General features: G+C 71.6%; 18 protein-coding genes. 8 read left to right on the top strand and 10 right to left on the bottom strand.

Annotation, left to right across the window (positions count from 1 at the left end):
• Positions 1 to 85 precede the first annotated feature (85 nt).
• A complete protein-coding gene (locus O7624_RS13390; RefSeq protein WP_282240229.1) occupies positions 86 to 787 on the top strand; it encodes a GPP34 family phosphoprotein in 702 nt (233 codons plus the stop codon).
• 105 nt (positions 788 to 892) lie between these two features.
• Here O7624_RS13390 and O7624_RS13385 read toward each other — a convergent pair whose 3' ends face one another.
• Positions 893 to 1,510, bottom strand: coding sequence for a pyridoxamine 5'-phosphate oxidase family protein (locus O7624_RS13385; RefSeq protein WP_282240621.1), 618 nt, complete (start codon positions 1,508 to 1,510; stop codon positions 893 to 895).
• A 151-nt stretch (positions 1,511 to 1,661) separates the two neighbouring features.
• Here O7624_RS13385 and O7624_RS13380 point away from each other — a divergent pair, with 151 nt between their 5' ends.
• From O7624_RS13380 to O7624_RS13370, 3 genes are read left to right on the top strand one after another with little or no spacing between them, the layout of a single operon-like run.
• Positions 1,662 to 2,168 carry a DUF2231 domain-containing protein gene (locus O7624_RS13380; RefSeq protein WP_093404092.1) on the top strand — a complete coding sequence of 169 codons (507 nt, stop codon included), beginning with the start codon at positions 1,662 to 1,664 and terminating at the stop codon, positions 2,166 to 2,168.
• A complete protein-coding gene (locus O7624_RS13375) occupies positions 2,165 to 2,698 on the top strand; it encodes an Hsp20/alpha crystallin family protein (protein ID WP_093404093.1) in 534 nt (177 codons plus the stop codon). The genes O7624_RS13380 and O7624_RS13375 overlap by 4 nt, the downstream gene beginning before the upstream one ends.
• 20 nt (positions 2,699 to 2,718) lie before the next feature.
• Positions 2,719 to 3,810 (top strand): glycosyltransferase family 9 protein, encoded by a 1,092-nt coding sequence (locus O7624_RS13370; protein ID WP_282240228.1) that lies wholly within the window; start codon positions 2,719 to 2,721, stop codon positions 3,808 to 3,810.
• 14 nt (positions 3,811 to 3,824) lie between these two features.
• Here O7624_RS13370 and O7624_RS13365 read toward each other — a convergent pair whose 3' ends face one another.
• Both O7624_RS13365 and rfaE2 read right to left on the bottom strand, forming a co-directional pair.
• Positions 3,825 to 4,691 carry a glycosyltransferase gene (locus O7624_RS13365; protein ID WP_093404096.1) on the bottom strand — a complete coding sequence of 289 codons (867 nt, stop codon included), beginning with the start codon at positions 4,689 to 4,691 and terminating at the stop codon, positions 3,825 to 3,827.
• Positions 4,688 to 6,580, bottom strand: coding sequence for a D-glycero-beta-D-manno-heptose 1-phosphate adenylyltransferase (rfaE2, locus tag O7624_RS13360; RefSeq protein ID WP_282240227.1), 1,893 nt, complete (start codon positions 6,578 to 6,580; stop codon positions 4,688 to 4,690). The genes O7624_RS13365 and rfaE2 overlap by 4 nt, the downstream gene beginning before the upstream one ends.
• A 146-nt stretch (positions 6,581 to 6,726) precedes the next feature.
• Between rfaE2 and O7624_RS13355 the strand changes: the two genes are divergently transcribed.
• Complete coding sequence (locus tag O7624_RS13355) at positions 6,727 to 7,275, top strand: type 1 glutamine amidotransferase domain-containing protein (RefSeq protein WP_093404098.1); 549 nt, start codon at positions 6,727 to 6,729, stop codon at positions 7,273 to 7,275.
• A 60-nt stretch (positions 7,276 to 7,335) separates the two neighbouring features.
• Here the strand turns inward: O7624_RS13355 and O7624_RS13350 are convergent, their stop codons facing one another.
• Complete coding sequence (locus O7624_RS13350) at positions 7,336 to 7,827, bottom strand: NUDIX domain-containing protein (protein WP_093404100.1); 492 nt, start codon at positions 7,825 to 7,827, stop codon at positions 7,336 to 7,338.
• 55 nt (positions 7,828 to 7,882) lie between these two features.
• On the opposite strand from O7624_RS13350, the gene O7624_RS13345 reads away from it, so the two are divergent.
• Entirely contained in the window at positions 7,883 to 9,532 is a 1,650-nt protein-coding gene (locus tag O7624_RS13345) for a long-chain fatty acid--CoA ligase (RefSeq protein WP_282240226.1), read from the top strand.
• Positions 9,533 to 9,715: 183 nt separating this feature from the next.
• On the opposite strand, the gene O7624_RS13340 is transcribed toward O7624_RS13345, so the two are convergent.
• The 5 genes from O7624_RS13340 to O7624_RS13320 form a co-directional block, all read right to left on the bottom strand.
• The gene (locus O7624_RS13340; protein WP_282240225.1) at positions 9,716 to 10,726 is read right to left on the bottom strand and encodes an NADPH:quinone reductase; all 1,011 of its coding nucleotides are present in this window, start codon (positions 10,724 to 10,726) and stop codon (positions 9,716 to 9,718) included.
• Positions 10,727 to 10,767: 41 nt separating this feature from the next.
• Complete coding sequence (locus O7624_RS13335) at positions 10,768 to 11,421, bottom strand: HAD family phosphatase (RefSeq protein WP_093404104.1); 654 nt, start codon at positions 11,419 to 11,421, stop codon at positions 10,768 to 10,770.
• A 119-nt stretch (positions 11,422 to 11,540) separates the two neighbouring features.
• Complete coding sequence (locus O7624_RS13330) at positions 11,541 to 12,365, bottom strand: hypothetical protein (protein ID WP_282240620.1); 825 nt, start codon at positions 12,363 to 12,365, stop codon at positions 11,541 to 11,543.
• A gap of 178 nt (positions 12,366 to 12,543) precedes the next feature.
• Positions 12,544 to 13,179: an FKBP-type peptidyl-prolyl cis-trans isomerase gene (locus O7624_RS13325; protein WP_282240224.1), complete on the bottom strand. Its 636-nt coding sequence runs from the start codon at positions 13,177 to 13,179 to the stop codon at positions 12,544 to 12,546.
• 190 nt (positions 13,180 to 13,369) lie between these two features.
• Positions 13,370 to 14,377, bottom strand: coding sequence for a Ku protein (locus tag O7624_RS13320; RefSeq protein ID WP_282240223.1), 1,008 nt, complete (start codon positions 14,375 to 14,377; stop codon positions 13,370 to 13,372).
• Positions 14,378 to 14,462: 85 nt separating this feature from the next.
• Between O7624_RS13320 and ligD (O7624_RS13315) the strand changes: the two genes are divergently transcribed.
• Both ligD (O7624_RS13315) and ligD (O7624_RS13310) read left to right on the top strand, forming a co-directional pair.
• Positions 14,463 to 15,404: a non-homologous end-joining DNA ligase gene (ligD, locus tag O7624_RS13315; RefSeq protein WP_282240222.1), complete on the top strand. Its 942-nt coding sequence runs from the start codon at positions 14,463 to 14,465 to the stop codon at positions 15,402 to 15,404.
• Positions 15,394 to 16,305: a non-homologous end-joining DNA ligase gene (gene ligD, locus O7624_RS13310; RefSeq protein WP_282240221.1), complete on the top strand. Its 912-nt coding sequence runs from the start codon at positions 15,394 to 15,396 to the stop codon at positions 16,303 to 16,305. The genes ligD (O7624_RS13315) and ligD (O7624_RS13310) overlap by 11 nt, the downstream gene beginning before the upstream one ends.
• A 16-nt stretch (positions 16,306 to 16,321) precedes the next feature.
• Here ligD (O7624_RS13310) and O7624_RS13305 read toward each other — a convergent pair whose 3' ends face one another.
• Positions 16,322 to 17,368, bottom strand: a complete 1,047-nt coding sequence (locus O7624_RS13305; protein ID WP_282240220.1) for a hypothetical protein — start codon at positions 17,366 to 17,368, stop codon at positions 16,322 to 16,324.
• Positions 17,369 to 17,484: the final 116 nt, after the last annotated feature.

Raw genomic sequence — 17,484 nt, 5'->3', positions numbered from 1 at the left:
CCGACCAGACCGCACACCGCCGAGAAAGACGTACGCCGAAGGAGTGACCTTGACTCCTCCAGCCATCTCAAGAGAGGTCTGACCGATGACCCGGCAACCCGACAATTCCTCAGGCACGCCTGCCGAGACGGCGCCGACTCTGGTCGAGGATCTGCTACTCCTGCTGTTCCAACCAAGGTCGGGCACCATCGCCGGAGAGAACATCCTCTTCTACGTCCTCGCCGGGGCCGTACTCGCAGATCTCGCCCTTGCCGATCGGGTGACGATGGCGGACCGACGCAAGGTGAAGATCGTCGAGGGTCAGGCACCGTCGGATGATCTTCTCCGGTCGGCGTGGGACTACCTCTCCGAGAAACCCCGCGGCGTTCAGACGGTGCTCGCCGCGATCGGCCCGGAGCTGCGCAAGCCGGTGTTGGAACGGCTCGTCGAACGCGGCGACATCACCCGGGAGGATCGGAAGATGCTCGGCCTGTTCCGTACGACTGCGCTGCGCGACGGTGGCACCGGACGCCGCGCGCGTCTGCTGGAGGAGGTCAGGCAGGTCCTCGTGGACGGCGCGGAACCGTCGGCCCGGGTAGCTGCGCTGGCGGCACTGCTGTCGGGCAGCGGGACTCTTCCCCAGTTCTACCGCGACATCCCGTGGACCACACCCGTGATCAAACGAGCGAAGGAACTTGAGCAGGGCAACTGGGGGGCCGGTGCCGCAGCGGAAGCCGTGACCCGGACCATGACCGCGACCGTCGTCAACAGTGTCATCGTCACCACCACCGTGATCCCCCGCAGCTGACCCGCCCGGGTAACCCAGCCTGCAACTTCGCGGATGTTGTCGTGTCTTGTGGACCGCAGGCAGCAGCATCACCGAAGTTGCGGGCCGGGAGCCGGCGGGGACGGGTCAGGTGTAGAGGTTTGCGGCGTACTGGGGGCCGTAGTGGCGTTCGAGGTCGACGAGGGTGTCCGCCGGGGCCTCGACCTCCTTGATCAGGCGGGCCCGGCTGGGCAACGGGTCCGCTGGCCAGGTCTCCGGCTGCCAGAGCTGGGACCGGAGAAACGCCTTCGCGCAGTGGTAGAAGATCTGCTCGATCTCGACCACCACGGCGAGCACCGGCCGGTGCCCCTTGACCACCATGGCGTCGAACCAGGGCGCGTCACGGAGCAGCCGCGCCCGGCCGTTGATCCGCAGGGTGTCGGTGCGCCCTGGGATGAGGAAGATCAGGCCGACGTGCGGATTCGCCAGGATGTTGCGGTAGCCGTCGGCGCGCTTGTTGCCGGGACGCTCCGGAATGGCGATGGTCCGCTCGTCCAGCACATGTGCGAAACCCGCCGGGTCGCCCTTGGGTGAGACGTCGCAGGTGCCGTCCGCTCCGGCGGTGGCCACCAGACAGAACGGCGACGCGGCGAGCCACTGCCGGTCACGCTCGTGCAGTTCGGTGCGCTCCTTGGCGACTGCGCGGGGTGCCGGGGTGCCGAGCAGCTCGGTCAATTCGGCTGCGGATGTGATCTCCACCGTCACTGGGTGCCTCCCCATGGAGTTGACCGTGGTGGCGGCACCCGGGCGGGAAACCGCCACGGTCAGTCTAGTCGCGCCCGCCCGTGAGGTTTGTCCCTCGGTGACCGGGGTACCGGCCCACTGAGCGCCCTCGGAGAGCAGTGGAGGCCCGGAGATGGAGAGTCGGCTCAAGATCCTGGGGCATCCCGTCCATCCGATGCTCGTGATGTTTCCGTTCGCCCTGCTGGTCACGGCCGTGCTCTTCGACGTCATCGACACGGTCGGCGGGCCGGACTTCCTCGGCGAGGTGGCGTACTGGAACCTCACCGTCGGCCTGATCGGCGGCCTGCTGGCCGCGGCGGCCGGGACGTTCGACCTGCTGGCCATCCCTTCTGGTACCCGCGCCAAGCGGGTGGCGCTGACCCACGCCGCCGCGAACGTCGCGGTGATCCTGCTCTTCGCCGCCGTCTGGGTGGTACGGCTCAACGCCGACTCGCGCGGCGCGGGCGGGGCACTGATCGCCATCGAGGTGGTGGCGCTCGGCATCCTCGGGGTCGGCGGCTGGCTCGGTGGTGAACTCGTCGACCGGCTCGGGGTCGGGGTCGACCGGGAGGCCAGCCTCGACGCGCCGAGTTCCCTGCGGCCGGTGGCCGCCAGTCAACGGATGGGAGATGCGCGATGACCAGGCCGGGACGCGGCTGGCGGGGCGGTCAGCAGGGCTGGGATCCGATGGGCGAGTTGCAGTCGCTGCGGGCCGAGCTGAGCCGGCTGGTCGGTGGTCGACCGGGTCCGCCCGAGGTGGAGCTGGGCGAGACCAGCGACGGCTGGGAGGTGGTCGTCCGGCTGCCCGGCGTCGCTCCGGAGGAGGTCGCGGTGGAACTGGACGACCGCGAGCTGTGCGTACGGGCGCGTACGGAGGCCGAGGTCAACGCCGACCATGGCATTCCCGGCGGGTTCGAGACCCGGGGCTTCGAGTACCGCGTGCAGTTGCCGTCGCGAGTGGACCCTGAGGCGATCGACGCGGTGATGGACCACGGTCTGCTGCGGGTACGGCTGCCCCGGGCGAACCGGCCCGCGCCACGCACCATCACCGTCGGTCGTACCGGCCCACGTCCGGCCGGCGCGTCCGGCGGTGTGCCGAGCAGCGTCGACCCGGCGGCGGACCGGGAACTGCACCAGCCGGACGTCGCCACCGGCGATTCCGGTCGGTAGCGCGTTCCGTGGCCCGGGCCGTGCTGGAAGAGGCTGCCGACCGGGTGCCCGACGTGGCCCGGATCGCCGTGCTGCGCGCCAACGCGCTCGGTGACTTCATCTTTGTGCTACCCGCGCTGGAGGCGCTGCGGGCCGCGTACCCCCAAGCGGAGATCGTGTTGCTCGGCGCGCCCTGGCACGCGCAGCTGTGGCGGGACCGGCCGGGCCCGGTCGACCGGGTAATCGTGGTGCCGCCCGCGCCGGGGATCCGGACGGCGACCGACGGCGAGCCAGAGTCCAGCATGGTCGACTTCCTGGCCGCTGCCCGCGCGGAACGGTTCGACGTGGCGATGCAACTGCACGGCGGCGGTGCCAACTCCAACCCGCTGGTGGCCGCGCTCGGTGCCCGGGTCACCGCCGGCCTGCGGGCCGAGGACGCGCCGCCGCTGGACCGCTGGCTGCGCTACGTCTACTACCAGCACGAGGTGATCCGCTATCTGGAGGCGGTGGCTCTGGTGGGTGCTCCGACCACCACGATTACGCCGGCGTTGGCGGTCACCGAAGCCGACCGGGCCGAGGCGCGGGCCGTGCTCGGCGAGCCGGAGCGTCCCCGGGTGGCGCTGCATCCCGGGGCCACCGACACCCGCCGGCGCTGGCCCGCCGACCGTTTCGGGGAGGTGGCCCGGACGCTGCACACCGACGGGTACGAGGTGCTGGTCACCGGCACCCCGGCCGAGCAGGAGGTGGTCGACCGGGTGGTCGCCACCGCCGGTGTGCCGGTCCGGCCGCAGGTGGGCACGCTCAGTCTTGGTGGGCTGGCCGGCTGTTACCGCGGCTGTGAGGTGGTGGTCTCCAACGACACCGGTCCGCTGCACCTGGCTGCCGCCGTCGGTACCCCCACCGTCGGCATCTTCTGGGTCGGCAACCTGATCACCACCGCTCCGGTGCTACGGGGCCGGCATCGGCCGATCACCTCGTGGACGGTGCACTGTCCGGTCTGCGGGGTGGACTGCACCCCCGGCATCTACCCGCACCGTCCGGGCGACGGCGACTGCCCGCACCGCGACTCCTTCGTCGTTGACGTGCCGGTCCCCGAGGTGCTCGAAGCCGCCCGGGAGCTGCTGTTCCGCTGAAGAGATCCGCTGGCTCAGGCGTCCGGGTCGGCGAGGACGACCTCCCACGCCTCCACATCGCGTTCGGTGACCGTGGTCGGCGACTCCAGGTGGTAGGCGCCGCTGGGCAGGACACCGGCGCCGCCGTGCCGGGCCAGCACGGCGAGCTGCGCGGCGACGTCCTCGCCCTGGTGCCGCACCGGCACCCGACGCCAGAAGTCGAAGCCGCCCGCGTCGACCAGCTTCGCCCGGTCGTAGAGCACGCAACCGCCGACCCAGGACACCTGGTACGCCCGCCATTCGTCGTCCGCCAGCGTCAGCGACGCCGTCACGTGCAGCAGGTTCGCCGCCGAATGGATCTGCGCCCGGTCCCACTCGGGCGTGCCCGGGCGGATCCGCTCCGGCACCGGTCGTCCCGGCCACTCCCGGTAGTGCCGGTGCGTGTGCGGCCGGACGTCGTCCAGGTAGGACAGTCCGTGCACCCCGTTGCCGACGAAACCGCAGCCCAGCTCGCCGATCGCGGTCACCAGCCGGCGCAGCGTTCCCGGTTCCAGCCAGACGTCGTCGTCGAGGAAGAGCACGTACCGGGCGGTGGAGGTGGCGAGCAGGAAACTGCGGTGTTCGGCGAGCCCTCGCCGGGGCAGCCGTCGGGTCAGCAGCACCGGATGTCCCCGGTGACGCAGGGCCCGGACCATGGTGGCCGCCGCCGGATGGGCGTACCCGGGGTCGCCGTCGGACTGGTCGCTGACCACCACGCCGAATCCCGGCACCCCCTCCTGGGCGGCGAGCCCGGAGAGGGTGACGGCGAGTTCGGTGGGCCGGTTACGGGTCGGGACGAGCACGTCGACCAGCCGGTCGACGCGGAACTGCGCGGGCGCGCCGGCGTCGAGGGGTCGGTTCACGGCGCCTTGCCGGTCAGTGGCGGCGCGTCCGCACCGGTGGCTCCGGTCGTTCCGGAGGTCTCCACCTCAGGAGCGGGCGCGGTCGGCCCGGCCTCCGCGCCGGTCAGGCCCTCCTGGCCGTACGCGCGGATGCGGTCGATGATCGCCGAGGTGGAGCGGTCCGGCACGTACCCGAGAGTGCGTACCTGACCGCCCAGCCGGTGCACCAGCGGCGCCTCCGGCACCAGCTCGGGCGGGTAGTCGCCGCCCTTGACGTAGACGTCCGGCCGGACGGCTTCGATGAGGGCGGCCGGGGAGTCCTCCTCGAACACCACCACGTGGTCGACGCAGGTCAGCGCGGCGAGCAGGGCGGCTCGGTCCTCGATCGGGTTCACCGGCCGGTCCGCACCCTTCAACCGGCGTACGCTGCCGTCGGAGTTGACCGCCACCACCAGCAGGTCGCCCAGGGCGCGGGCCTGTTCCAGGTAGCGCACGTGCCCCCGGTGCAACACGTCGAAGCAGCCGTTCGTGAAGACGATCGAGCGTCCGGCGCGCCGGTGCCCGGCCACGATCTCCGCCAGGTGCCCGGTGTCGACAAGCACCTGACGGTCGTCGGGTGTCGGCCGGCCCAGCGCGGCCAGCAGGTCTTCGCGGCGGCACACGCAGGTGCCGGTGCCGGCGACGGTGCTCGTCGCGGCGAGCTGGGCCAGTTGGGCGGCGGTGGACAGTGGAGCGTCGGCGGCCAGCGCGAGCGTCATCGCCGCCAGATAAGCGTCGCCGGCACCGACGGTGTGGCTGGCGGGCACGGGTGTGGTGTGGCTGCGGGCGGGTTCGCCGTCGATCCCGCCGACCACCGCGCCCTCGGTGTCCAGGGTCACCGCGACCACGGCCGCGCCGGTGTGGGCGCGCAGCTCGGCGAGGCGGGACTCGGCCAGGACGGCCCGGTCCACGCCGGCACCGATCTCGGCGTTCACTGTCACTCCGGTGCCGGTCACGCTGAGTCCGTCGCGGGTCATCGCCACCCGGCTCTCGCCCGGGGTGGGCTCCCCGGTGGGCCCGTCGGTACGCCGCATCCCGGCCTCACCCGGCGCCGTTCCCACGGTCAGCTCGGACGGGCCGTCGGCCGGATCGACCTCGGGATGCTCCAGGTGCAACTCGTGCCCACCGGTCGTCGCGGTGCCGGCCGGGTCGGCGGGGGCCGGGTTCGTGGTCGGTCCGACCACGCCCGCGCGGGCGAGCAGGCGGGTGGCCTCCGCGAAGCTAGGGGTCACCACGGTCGGGGCGAGGCCCCGCCAGTCGGCGAGGTCGTGCGCGTCGAGCGCGACCGTGGCGTACCGGTCCCGATGCTCGACCAGCCAGGCGCGGACCGGCGCGGGCAGCGCGCCCAGACCGTAGTCGCAGACCACCAGGGTCGGCTTCTCGCCCCCGCTGGCGGCCCGCAGTTCCGCACTCGCGCAGTCCAGGGCGGTGAGCAGGCAGTCCACCCCCAGGTCGCTGAGCGGGTCGTCCGGGTCGCCGGAGTCCTCCCGCAGCAGGATCTGGTCACCGGCCAGCATCCGGCGCTTGACCGGGGTGGGTCGCCCGGGCTGGCTGACCGTGCGGTCCCAGACACCGGCCCGGTCGAGACAGTCGTGCAGCTCGTCGCCGGCCGCATCGGCCCCCACGGGTGCGACCAGCACCGAGCGCCCGCCCAACGTGGCGATGTTGACGGCGGTGTTGGCGGCGCCGCCCGCCGCCGAGATACGGCGGCGCAGGGTGAGGACCGGGGCAGGGGCCTCCCGGCACAACCGGTCGGAGTCGGCGAACCGCCACTCGTCGAGCATGGCGTCACCGATCACCAGGACCGGACGCCCGAGCCAGCTCTGCACGACGTCGGCGAGCCGGAGCTGTTCCGCTGCTGCTCGTGCCATGCCGGCGGTTCCCCTCCGGTCGGCGGGGTCAAACCTGCCGGCCAGGCACCCGCTGGCGGCGACGTGTGCTGGGCCACCGACCCGCCGCGTTTCGTGACGTTGGCGTCGGGAACGGATATGGACGAACCCCCGGAGAGGAGAACGTCATGGCAGCGACGTTGCAGGGCAAGCGGGTCGCCTTCCTGGCCACCGACGGCGTGGAGGAGATCGAGTACGTCCAGCCGCGTCAGGCCGTCGAGCAGGCCGGCGCGACCGCCGAACTGGTGTCGATCAAGCCTGGAAAGATCACCTCCTTCGAGCACCTGGACCCCTCCACCACGTACGAGGTGGATGTGAGCGCGGCCGACGCGGATCCCGCCCGGTACGACGCGCTGGTGCTGCCCGGTGGGGTGGCCAATCCGGACTTCCTGCGTACCGATGCCGACGCCGTCCGGTTCGTGCGGTCGTTCTTCGACGCCGGCAAGCCGGTCGGGGTGATCTGCCACGGTCCGTGGACGCTTGTCGAGGCGGACGTGGTGCGGGGGCGTCGGCTGACCAGCTGGCCCAGCCTACGTACCGACCTGGTCAATGCCGGCGCGGAGTGGGTCGATGAGGAGGTCGTGACCGACAACGGGCTGGTGAGCAGCCGTAAGCCCGACGACCTGCCGGCCTTCTGCGCCAAAATCGTCGAGGAGTTCGCCGAGGGTCGGCACTGATCCTGCGGCAGCGCTCGTTCGGTGGCCTCGCCCGCTCGGGCGAGGCCACCGCGCTGCCTGTCACTTCAGGATCAGGCGGTTGGTCTGCTCGAAGACGTCCAGGTCGGCCAGGGTCTCCAGGACGCTGGCCGAGAGCGGCTGGGGCATCGCCTCGCGGTGGAAGAAGCCCGCGTCGATCGTCTCGTCGGTGACCCGGGCCAGCCGGCCGTCCCACTCCTCGACCCGGAACGCGGTGGTGAAGATCTGATAGGTGTGGCCGTACATGTTGGTGTGGGTGCGGTCCGGGCCGGTGTAGAGGGCGAAAGCGCTGACCCGGAGGGCCCGCAGCCCGGTCTCCTCGCGTACCTCCCGCACGGCGCAGTCCGCGATCGACTCGCCCAGCTCCATGGCGCCGGCGGGCAGTGCCCACTGGCCGTTGTCGGAGCGGCGGATCAGCAGGATGCGGGCCGAGTTGTCGCGCACCACGGCTCGCGCCCCGACGAACATCAGCGTCCGGTCGCCGGCCAGGGCGCGCAGCTGCCCGACGTACGAATCAGCCCAGGAGATGCTCACCCGGACAATTTACGGGGGTTCCCAACGTGTGACCGGCGACACTAACTTGTTACCCATGCGTAGCACGATGATGGACGCCCCTCTCCAGGTCTCCCGGATCCTCGAACACGGCGCCACCGTGCACGGCGCGGCCGAGGTGGTGACGTGGACCGGCGCCGAGCCACGGCGCAGCACGTACGCCGACGTCGGGCGGGACGCCGCCCGGCTCGCGCACGCCCTGCGGGCGGAGTGCGGGGTGACCGGCGATGAGCGGGTCGCCACCTTCATGTGGAACAACACCGAGCACCTGGTGGCGTACTTCGCCGTGCCCAGCATGGGTGCGGTGCTGCACACGCTGAACATCCGGCTCTTTCCCGACCAGGTCACCTACATCGCCAACCACGCCGAGGACCGGGTGGTGCTTGTCGACTCGACGCTGATCCCGCTGCTGGCGAAGTCTCTCGGTGGCATGACCAGCGTGCGGCACGTGGTGGTGGTCGGTGGCGGCGATCCCGCTCCGCTGGTGGCGGCGGCGGGTGACCGGATCGCCGTACATCACTGGGACGCGCTGCTGGCCGACCGCCCCGAGGTGTACGACTGGCCCGAGGTGGACGAACGCGACGCCGCCGCCCTCTGCTACACCTCCGGCACCACCGGCAACCCCAAGGGGGTGGCCTACTCGCACCGATCGATCTACCTGCACTCGTTGCAGATCTGCATGCCGGAGGGGTTCGGGCTCGGGCCGACCGACCGGGAACTGGCCATCGTCCCGATGTTCCACGCGATGTCGTGGGGGCTGCCGTTCGCGGCCTTCCTCTCCGGCGCGTCGCTGGTGATGCCGGACCGTTTCCTCCAGGCCGCGCCGATCGCCGAGATGATCGCCGCGGAGCGGCCGACCCTGGCCGGTGCGGTGCCGACCATCTGGACCGACCTGCTGGCCTACCTGGACGGCCACGACGTCGATACCGCCTCGCTCAAGGAGGTGATCGTCGGTGGTTCGGCCTGTCCGCCGTCGCTGATGCACGCGTTCGACGAGCGGCACGGCGTCGATGTGATCCACGCCTGGGGGATGACCGAGATGTCGCCGCTGGGCTCGGTGTCGCGCCCACCGGCCGGGGCGAGCGGCGACGACGCCTGGCGGTACCGGTACACGCAGGGCCGGGTGCCGGCGGGGGTACGGGCCCGCATCGTGGGTCCGGCCGGGGAGCCGCTGCCCGCGGACGGGACCTCCGTCGGTGAGTTGGAGGTCCGTGGGCCGTGGATCACCGCCCGGTACGTCGGGGACGACGCGCCGGACCCGGAGAAGTTCCGCGACGGCTGGCTGCGTACCGGTGACGTGGGCACGCTGTCGGCGGACGGTTACATCACCCTCACCGACCGGGCCAAGGACGTGATCAAGTCCGGCGGCGAGTGGATCTCCTCGGTGGAGCTGGAGAACGCGCTGATGGCCCACCCCGCGGTGCTGGAGGCCTGCGTGGTGGGCGTACCGGACCAGCGGTGGGACGAGCGGCCGTTGGCCACCGTGGTGCTCCGGGAGGGTGCCTCGGCGACCCCGGAGGAGTTGCGCGACTTCCTGGCCGGGTCGGTGGCGCGCTGGCAGTTGCCGGAGCGGTGGGCGTTCATCGAGGCGGTGCCGAAGACAAGCGTCGGCAAGTTCGACAAGAAGGTGGTGCGCTCCCGGTACGCCGACGGCGACCTGAATGTGCGGGAACTGGCCACGCCGTAACGTTTTTCGGCGCATCATCGCCATTGGGAGTAGTGGCCTGCACAGACCTCTCTCCGGTGGGCGGCCCCGGCGTTCGCACCGCGCCGGGGCCGCCCGTTCCTTGCGGGGCGACCCGCAATGCCAGTATTGCGAGACTTGTTCGCCTCTGTCCTGCAGACGGCGAAAACTCCCAGGTCGGACCGCTTATTCGCCGGCGCTGAGCAGCACCTTGCCGACCACCGAGTCCTCCACCGCCTGATGGGCGGCAGCGGTCGCCGACAACGGATAGGAGTGCAACGGCAGGCCCGCGTCCTCGCCGACCCGGATCCCGCCCTGCGCGGCGGCCGCCGCGACGTCCACCACCGCCTGCGCCTTGGCCGCCTTCGGCATCGTGTAGACAAGCACGAACTGCCAGCGGGCGTTCGGTGCCATAAGTGGTCGGACCGGCAACGTCACCTCGTCACCGCCGTCGTCGGCGTACACGCAGACCACGCCACCGGGACGCAGCAGCCGTACGTCGGTGGCCGCGTTGCGCGCGGGCGAGACCTCCACGATTGCGTGCACCCCGTCGGGCGCGAGCTTGTGGACCTCCTCCACCACGTCCTGCTCCCGGTAGTTGACCACCGCCGAGGCACCGGCCGCCGCCGCCAGTTGAGCCTTCTCGGCACTGCTCACCGTGGCGATCACGCATGCGTCGGCCCAGGCCGCCAGCTGGATCGCCGCGTTGCCCACGGCACCGGCCCCGCCCTGCACCAGCACCGTGTGATCGCTGAGCGCACCCGGGCGCAGGCTGTTCGGCAGATACTCTCCGGCGGTCAGGCAGCGGTGCGCCGTCAGGAAGGGAATGCCCAGGCAGGCACCCAGTTCGAAGGAGGCCTCGCCCAGGCGTACCGCCTGGCGGACCGGGACCACCGTGTACTCGGCGGCGGTCCCCCAGGGCCGCTGCCAGGCGGCCTCCCAGACCCACACCCGCTCGCCGATCAGCGCCTGGTCGACCCCCTCGCCGACCGCCTCGACCACCCCGGCGCCGTCCTGGCCGGGCGTCTGCCAGCCGGCCGGCAACGGGCCCTGCCGGCGCGACTTCCAGTCCGTCGGATTCACCCCGGACACCGCGACCCGCACCAGCACCTCGCCCGGACCGGGATCCGGCACCGGCCGGTCGACCAGTTGGAGGACGGAGGGATCACCGGTGCGCTCGTACACCATCGCCTTCATGCCACCGACCGTAGGCGGGCCGGGGACCGCCCGGTGGCGGTTCAGCCCAGCCGGTCGACGACCTCCGGAGTCAACTCGTCGATCGACTCCAGCACCGTCACGGCCAGCCGTCGAGCGTCCGGATCCAGTGGGTACGCCCCGTGCGGCACCGCCACCACCGTCATGCCGGCGGCAGCCGCCGAACGGACCCCGTTCGAGGAATCCTCCACCGCCACACAGCGCGTCGGGTCGAGGCCGAGCCGCCGGGCCACGCTCAGGTAGACGTCCGGCGCCGGCTTGCCGCGCTCGGTCTCCTCGGTGGACAGGGTGCTGCGGAACGCGTCGGTCAGGTCGGTGGCGGCCAGCGCCGCGGCGATCAGCCGGGTCGGCGAGGAACTGGCCAGCCCCAGGGGCCACCGTGCGGCCATCCGGCGGACCACGTCGACCGCGCCGTCGATCACCGGCACCCGGGCCGCGTACCGGCGGGCCATCTCCTCGACCACCTCGGCGGCGACCTGGTCGGCGCTGCGTCGCACCCCCAACTCGTCGCTGAGGTACCGGGCCCACTCACCGGTGCTCATCCCCATCAGCCGGCGCTGGGTGTCGTCCTGCCAGCTGCCGCCGTGCTCGGCGACGTACGCCCGCCGAACCTCCTCCCACACCGGCTCGGAATCGACGATCACGCCGTCCAGGTCGAAAACCACCCCATCCACCATCACACCCCCATCCTCCCCCACCCACTACCCCCACCACCCCACCCCACCCCCACCCAGCACCGCGTCGATCAAGAAGTTTGCGTCGGGGATTCCGCAGCAGCCAGACGCAAACCTCTTGGTCAACTCGACAGGGGTGGGAGGCCGATGGGGCTGTCCGACGGGATGACCGTGTGGGCGGCGCGGGCGATGGGGTCTAGCAGTTCGCGTAGGCGGTGCGCGCGGTCGGGGTCGAGGGTGAGCCAGGGGCGGGCGGCGGCGAGATCGGTGGCGTCCTCGATCGCCTGGAAGGCCGCCCGCCCGCGCTCGGTCGGCTTGCCGTCGGAGTCCAGCCAGCCACGGCCGGTGAGCCGCTCGCGCGCCTGCGACCAGTCCTGCTCCGACCAGCCCCGGCCGAGCAGATTGGCCGGCGGCATGTCGACCGCGACCCGCCAGGCCAGCGTCTCCACCGGGTCGAGATCGGCGGCGACCAGCGCCGCCACGTGCCCGTCGCCGCGATGCTCGCGCAGTGTGGTGGCGGCCTGCCAGAGCCGAGCCAGCGGGTACTCGCCACGGGGCAGGGCGGCATTCGCCGCGCCGAGCACCCGGCCGGCCGTCCCGAGCCCGTCGGTGGCGGCCTCAAGCAGGTCGGCGGCCTCCACCAGGTGCCGCTCGGGCAACTCGTAGGTCAACTCGGCGAGCGCCTGCACCGCCCCGGTCAGCCGGGCACGCAGCGCCTGGTCCGGCGAGGCCAGCTGCCACACCGCCGGCAGCGCCCGGCTCACCATGTGCGGCGCGAAGTTGTAGAAAGCGGCGATCACCGGCGCGGGACCGGTCGGCCCGAGCGGGGCGGCCCGACCGGCGAAGTAACCCCGCCAGTAGCCGCGGAGCCCGGCCGCGCCGTAGGCGGCGCGGGCGCGTGGGTGGAAATAGGTGACGGCGTGTACCGGCTCGTAATACGTCCACATCAACCGGGCGGTCCGCCCGTCGGCGTCCACTGCCGTCACGTGCACCTCCGTGTCGCTTCGACAAGCGTCCCGGGCGAACTGCCCGGGACGCTGCCGAACCTACTGCCGGTCGGTGACCGTTCGGAAGCCATCTGTGGTCAACGGCATCGATGTTCTGTCGGACGACCCGACTCGGGGCTCACTCGGCGGCGAGCACGTCCACCACGAAGCGCAGCGGGCCCGCCGGGCGACCGCCGCCGCCGTCGCCGTACGCGTCCTCGGCCGGGATGTCGAGCTGCACCCGGCTGCCCACGGTCACGCCCACCAGGCCCTTGTCCCAGCCCGGGATGACCTGCCCGACGCCGATCGGGAAGGTGGCGGGCTCGCCCCGATCCCAGGAGGAGTCGAACTCCTCGCCGCTTTCGTAGAAGACGCCGACGTAGTTGGTGGTGATCGACTGGCCGGCCTGCACCTTCGGCCCGGTGCCCTCGATCAGCGGGGTGACGGTCAGCTTGGTCAGCTCACCTTCCCCGGCGGTGACGGTCGGCTTGCTGCCCAGGGCCGGGTCCGCGCCTTCCGGCAGCTGCGGCGCGGGCGGCGCCCCCGGCTCGTTCGTCGCCTCCGCACCGGCGGAGGGAGTGCCAGCGGCCTGCTCGGGCGCGTCGTCACCACCGCGCTGGCCGACGATCACGAACACGGTGATCAGCACCGCCACGACGGCGATCCCGGCGAACGCACCGGCCCAGGCCTGCCGGCGGCGCTTCGCCTCGGCTGCCTTCTGAGCCGCCAACTGCTCGGCCAGCCGCCGCCGCGCCTTGGTCTCCTGCTCGCTCACGTCCTCGACTCCCTGCTGAGAGGTGTGGGGTGGGTCCGGCCACGGGCAGCCGTCGCCGACACACGGTACCTGGTGTCCGACGCACTTCCGACCATCGATGGCCCACGTCCGCAGGCACGGCTGTGCCGATCATGAAGTCCGGGTGGTCCAGCAACCGCCCAAAGGGGCATTCGGGCGACCAGGAGCGCAGTCAGGCGGATTTACGCGGAGTGGTCTTCTTGGCGGTTTTGGTAGCCTTCTTCTCCGCGGTCTTCTTAGCGGGCTGGGCCTTCTTGGCGGTGGTCTTCTTCTCGGCGGTCTTCTTCGCGGGCGCCTTCTTGGCCGGCGCCTTGGTGGCCTTCTTCTCCGCCGCCTTCTTCTGCGCCGAGCGGGCCGACGAGATCGGTGTCGGTTCGGCGCCCGCGCCGGCCGGCGCCTCGCCACGAGCCGCCTTGGCCCGCTCCACGGACGCCTTCAACGCGGCCATCAGGTCGACCGCGGCGGCGGGAGCCTCCTCCACCTCCTCCGGCTGGACCACCTCGCGGCCCTCCACCTTCGCGTCGATGACCTCCTGCAACGCCGCCCGGTAGTCGTCGTTGAACTCGTCCGGTTGAAAGTCACCGGCCATCGAGTCGATAAGCGACGTGGCCATCGCCAACTCCGGTGGCCGGATCTTGAGGTCCTCGTCGAGGAAACCGAAGTCCGGCTTACGGATCTCGTCGGGCCAGAGCATCGTGTTCAGCAGCAGCACACCCTCACGGACCCGCAGGGTGGCCAACTGCTCCCGCTGACGCAGCGCCACCTTGACGATCGCCACCCGCTCCGAGTCGGTCAACGCGTCCCGCAGCAGCAGGTACGGCTTGGTCGCGGTGCCCTCCGGCTCCAGGAAGTACGCCTTGTTGTAGAGGATCGGATCGACCTGCTCGGCCGGCACGAACTCCAGTACGTCGATCGCGTGGGAGGTGCTCAGCGGCAGGTCGGCGAAGTCCTCGTCGGTGAGGATGACCATCTCCCCGCCGCCGATGTCGTAGCCCTTGGCGATGTCGTCGTAGCTGACCTCTTCGCCACAGACCTGGCAGGTCCGCTTGTACCGAATCCGTCCGCCGTCGGCCCGGTGCACCTGGTGGAACCGAATGTCCTTCTCCTCCGTCGCGGAATACAGCTTGACCGCGATCGAGACCAGGCCGAACGACACGGCTCCCTTCCAGATGGCTCGCATGCTGCGCTCCCTTCCCCGGTATCGACCATGCTCGCATCACAGGGAACCGGACGCGAGGTGTTCGGCCGGCTACTACAGTCGTCCTGTGTCCGGCGCGCCGCTCAAGCCGATGCTCGCGATGACCGGGCAGCTTCCGACCGGTCCCGACTGGGTGTACGAGTTCAAGTGGGACGGGGTACGCGCGCTGGCCGACATCGTCGCCGGACGGCAACGCCTGTACGCGCGTTCCGGTGTGGAGATCACCACCGCCTACCCCGAGTTGATTCCGCTGAGCGAGCAGGCCGACGACGTCCTGCTCGACGGCGAGGTGGTCCTCTTCGACCAGGCCGGGCGGCCTTCGTTCACCGCCCTGGCCGAGCGGATGCACGTGCGTAACGCCGCCAAGGCGGCCCGGCTGGCGGCAACCGTACCGGTCACGTACATGATCTTCGACGTGTTGCGGCTGGACGGTCAGGACCTCACCGGCTGGCCGTACGCACGGCGGCGGGAAGCCCTCGACGGCCTGGCGCTGGGCGCGGCGCGGTGGGCGGTGCCCCCGGTCTTCTCCGACGGCCCGGCCACCTACGAGGCGGCCGGCGAGCACGGCCTCGAAGGGGTGATGGCCAAGCGGGTCGAGTCGGCCTACCGGCCCGGGGTGCGTTCGCCGGACTGGGTGAAGGTCAAGCTGGAGGTGACCGGCGACTTCGTGGTCGGCGGCTGGCGACCCGGCGCGCGGCGGATCGGTGGCCTGCTGGTCGGGGTCCCCGGCGCGGACGGCCGACTCGTCTACCGGGGCCGGGTCGGTGGGGGGATCGGTGCCGCCCTCGAACGGGAACTGCTGCGCGAGTTGGAGCCCCTGCGCGCCACCGGCTCGCCGTTCAGCGGCGACGTCCCCCGCGAGGATGCCCGGGGCGCGATCTGGGTAACTCCCCGGGTCGTGGTGGAGGTGAAGTACGGCCAGCGCACCCCGGACGGGCGGCTGCGGTTCCCCCGAGTCCTGCGGATCCGCCCGGACAAACCGGCCGAGGAGGTCGACGATGCCAGCTGAGCGGTTCCCGGTAGACGTGCAGGGCCGCACGTTGGAGCTGTCCAACCTGGACAAGGTCCTCTACCCGACGGCCGGCTTTACCAAGGGCGAGGTGATCGACTACTACACCCGGATCGCCCCGGTGCTGCTGCCGCACCTGGCGGACCGGGCGCTGACCCGCATCCGCTACCCGAACGGGGTGACCGGCGGCTCGTTCTTCGAGAAGAACGCCCCGGCCGCCACCCCGTCCTGGGTACGCGTCGAGACGCTGCCGGCGCCGGGCTCCACCAAGGGTCGGGAGACCATCGACTACGTCGTCGCCGACGACCTGCCCACCCTGGTCTGGCTGGCCAACCTCGCCGCCCTGGAACTGCACACCCCGCAGTGGAAGGTCGGCGCGCACCCGGACCTGATGGTGGTCGACCTGGACCCGGGCGCCCCGGCGGCGCTGAAGCAGTGCTGCCAGGTCGCTCTGTCGCTGCGCGACCGGTTGGCCGCCGACGGCCTGACCGCCTACCCGAAGACCTCCGGCAAGAAGGGCATGCAGCTCTGCTGCCCGATCTCCGGCACCCAGCCCGCCGACAACGTGTCGGCCTACGCGCGGCGCATCGCCCAGGAACTCGAACGCGACCAGCCGAAACTGGTGGTCTCGAAGATGGCGAAGAACCTGCGACCGGGCAAGGTCTTCATCGACTGGAGCCAGAACAACGCGGCGAAGACCACGGTGGCCCCGTACTCGCTGCGCGCCCAGCCCGTCCCGTCGGTGTCGACGCCGCTGACCTGGGACGAGGTATCCGCCGGTGCGGCGGGCCGACGTCCGGCCACCAAGCCCTACACCGCTGGCGAGGTGCTGGACCGGATCGAGAAGCACGGCGACCTGCTCGCCCCACTGCTCGACGGCGGCCCCGAGCTTCCGGAGTAGGACAGCCGCGATCCGCTCAGCTGGCGGGTGCCACGGGTGACGACTCGCCGTGCCGCCGCAGTCGCGCGTACGCCCCGGCGAGCATGGCGATCGCGAGCAGGCTGACGATCACGTCGCTGACCAACGCCTGGGTGGGTGACGCCGGTGAGTACGGAGGCACCAGGTAGGCCAGCACGGCCGCCCCGACCAGCGCCCCGGCGGCACCTGCCAACACGTGCCGCTGACCCCACCCGGTGCGTCCCGACCACCGGACCAACATCACCACAAGCGCGGCGACGACAACCACCGACACGGCGACGCCGACCCAGCCGGAGAGCATGCTGACCCCCAGGTAGACGAGCAGCACCAGCAGGCCCGGACGGGTCGGCCGGGGCGCGTCGGCCGGAGCCGGAGGTGGTCGCCGCCGCCAGCGGGGCAGGGCCGCCACCGCGACCAGGGCGAGGACCACAGACGTCGCCCCGATGAGCTGACCGGGGCTGGCCAGGAACCCCTTGCGTCCACTGTCGTCGGCGAAGACGAGCAGGCTGCCCAGCAGGTAGAGGACGGTCACGGCGACCAAGCCGGGCGCGCCCAGCCACGGCCGCAGCCGGCGGGCCGGGGAGAGGTACGACTCGACGATGGCGATCGGCGCGCAGATGGTCAACGCCACGTGGTTACCGAGGAAGCTGATCGCCTCCTGCGCGCTGATGCCCAGCACCGGAACGCGGGTGCGGTCGGCCGCGCTCAGCTCGGCGAACTCGGTGTCGGCCAGGTAGTCGGGGTTGAACAGCGACTGGTCCACCAGGCCCGCCTGAACCACCCCGAACCCCGCCGCCAGCAGCACGATCATCGGCCAGCCGCCGCCCGTGCGTCGGGCCGCCTCCCGGATGAGCACCGCCGCGCCCCCGTACATCGGTGCCAGGACGACCACCACGCCCAGCATGTCGGTGCCGGCGAAACCACCCCACGAGCATTCGGCGGCCCAGGGGGCGAGGAACAGCAGCGCCACGACCGGTACGAGCCGCCGCAGCATCGGCTGCCGGACGCCGTCGAGGGCTGCCCGATCTTCGCCGTGAGTAGTCATGACTCTGACTCTCCCGGTGCCGTGGTACCCCGCACCAATGCCATCAGTCATGTCTTCGGCCGGCCCGGGGCGGAGGGTCGGCCTCGACAGGCCCGAGCGGCAGGAGTAGGACGTAC

The sequence above is a fragment of the Verrucosispora sp. WMMD1129 genome (genome assembly GCF_029581255.1).
Lineage (GTDB): Bacteria > Actinomycetota > Actinomycetes > Mycobacteriales > Micromonosporaceae > Micromonospora > Micromonospora sediminimaris.
This window is presented reverse-complemented; position numbering and strand designations above follow the sequence as displayed.

Coding starts and splice junctions, on each gene's coding strand:
- O7624_RS13390 (WP_282240229.1), top strand. CDS start 86: ATGACCCGGCAACCCGACAATTCCTCAGGCACGCCTGCCGAGACGGCG.
- O7624_RS13380 (WP_093404092.1), top strand. CDS start 1,662: ATGGAGAGTCGGCTCAAGATCCTGGGGCATCCCGTCCATCCGATGCTC.
- O7624_RS13375 (WP_093404093.1), top strand. CDS start 2,165: ATGACCAGGCCGGGACGCGGCTGGCGGGGCGGTCAGCAGGGCTGGGAT.
- rfaE2 (WP_282240227.1), bottom strand. CDS start 6,580: ATGGCACGAGCAGCAGCGGAACAGCTCCGGCTCGCCGACGTCGTGCAG.
- O7624_RS13355 (WP_093404098.1), top strand. CDS start 6,727: ATGGCAGCGACGTTGCAGGGCAAGCGGGTCGCCTTCCTGGCCACCGAC.
- O7624_RS13345 (WP_282240226.1), top strand. CDS start 7,883: ATGCGTAGCACGATGATGGACGCCCCTCTCCAGGTCTCCCGGATCCTC.
- O7624_RS13340 (WP_282240225.1), bottom strand. CDS start 10,726: ATGAAGGCGATGGTGTACGAGCGCACCGGTGATCCCTCCGTCCTCCAA.
- O7624_RS13335 (WP_093404104.1), bottom strand. CDS start 11,421: ATGGTGGATGGGGTGGTTTTCGACCTGGACGGCGTGATCGTCGATTCC.
- O7624_RS13330 (WP_282240620.1), bottom strand. CDS start 12,365: ATGTGGACGTATTACGAGCCGGTACACGCCGTCACCTATTTCCACCCA.
- O7624_RS13320 (WP_282240223.1), bottom strand. CDS start 14,377: ATGCGAGCCATCTGGAAGGGAGCCGTGTCGTTCGGCCTGGTCTCGATC.
- ligD (WP_282240221.1), top strand. CDS start 15,394: ATGCCAGCTGAGCGGTTCCCGGTAGACGTGCAGGGCCGCACGTTGGAG.
- O7624_RS13305 (WP_282240220.1), bottom strand. CDS start 17,368: ATGACTACTCACGGCGAAGATCGGGCAGCCCTCGACGGCGTCCGGCAG.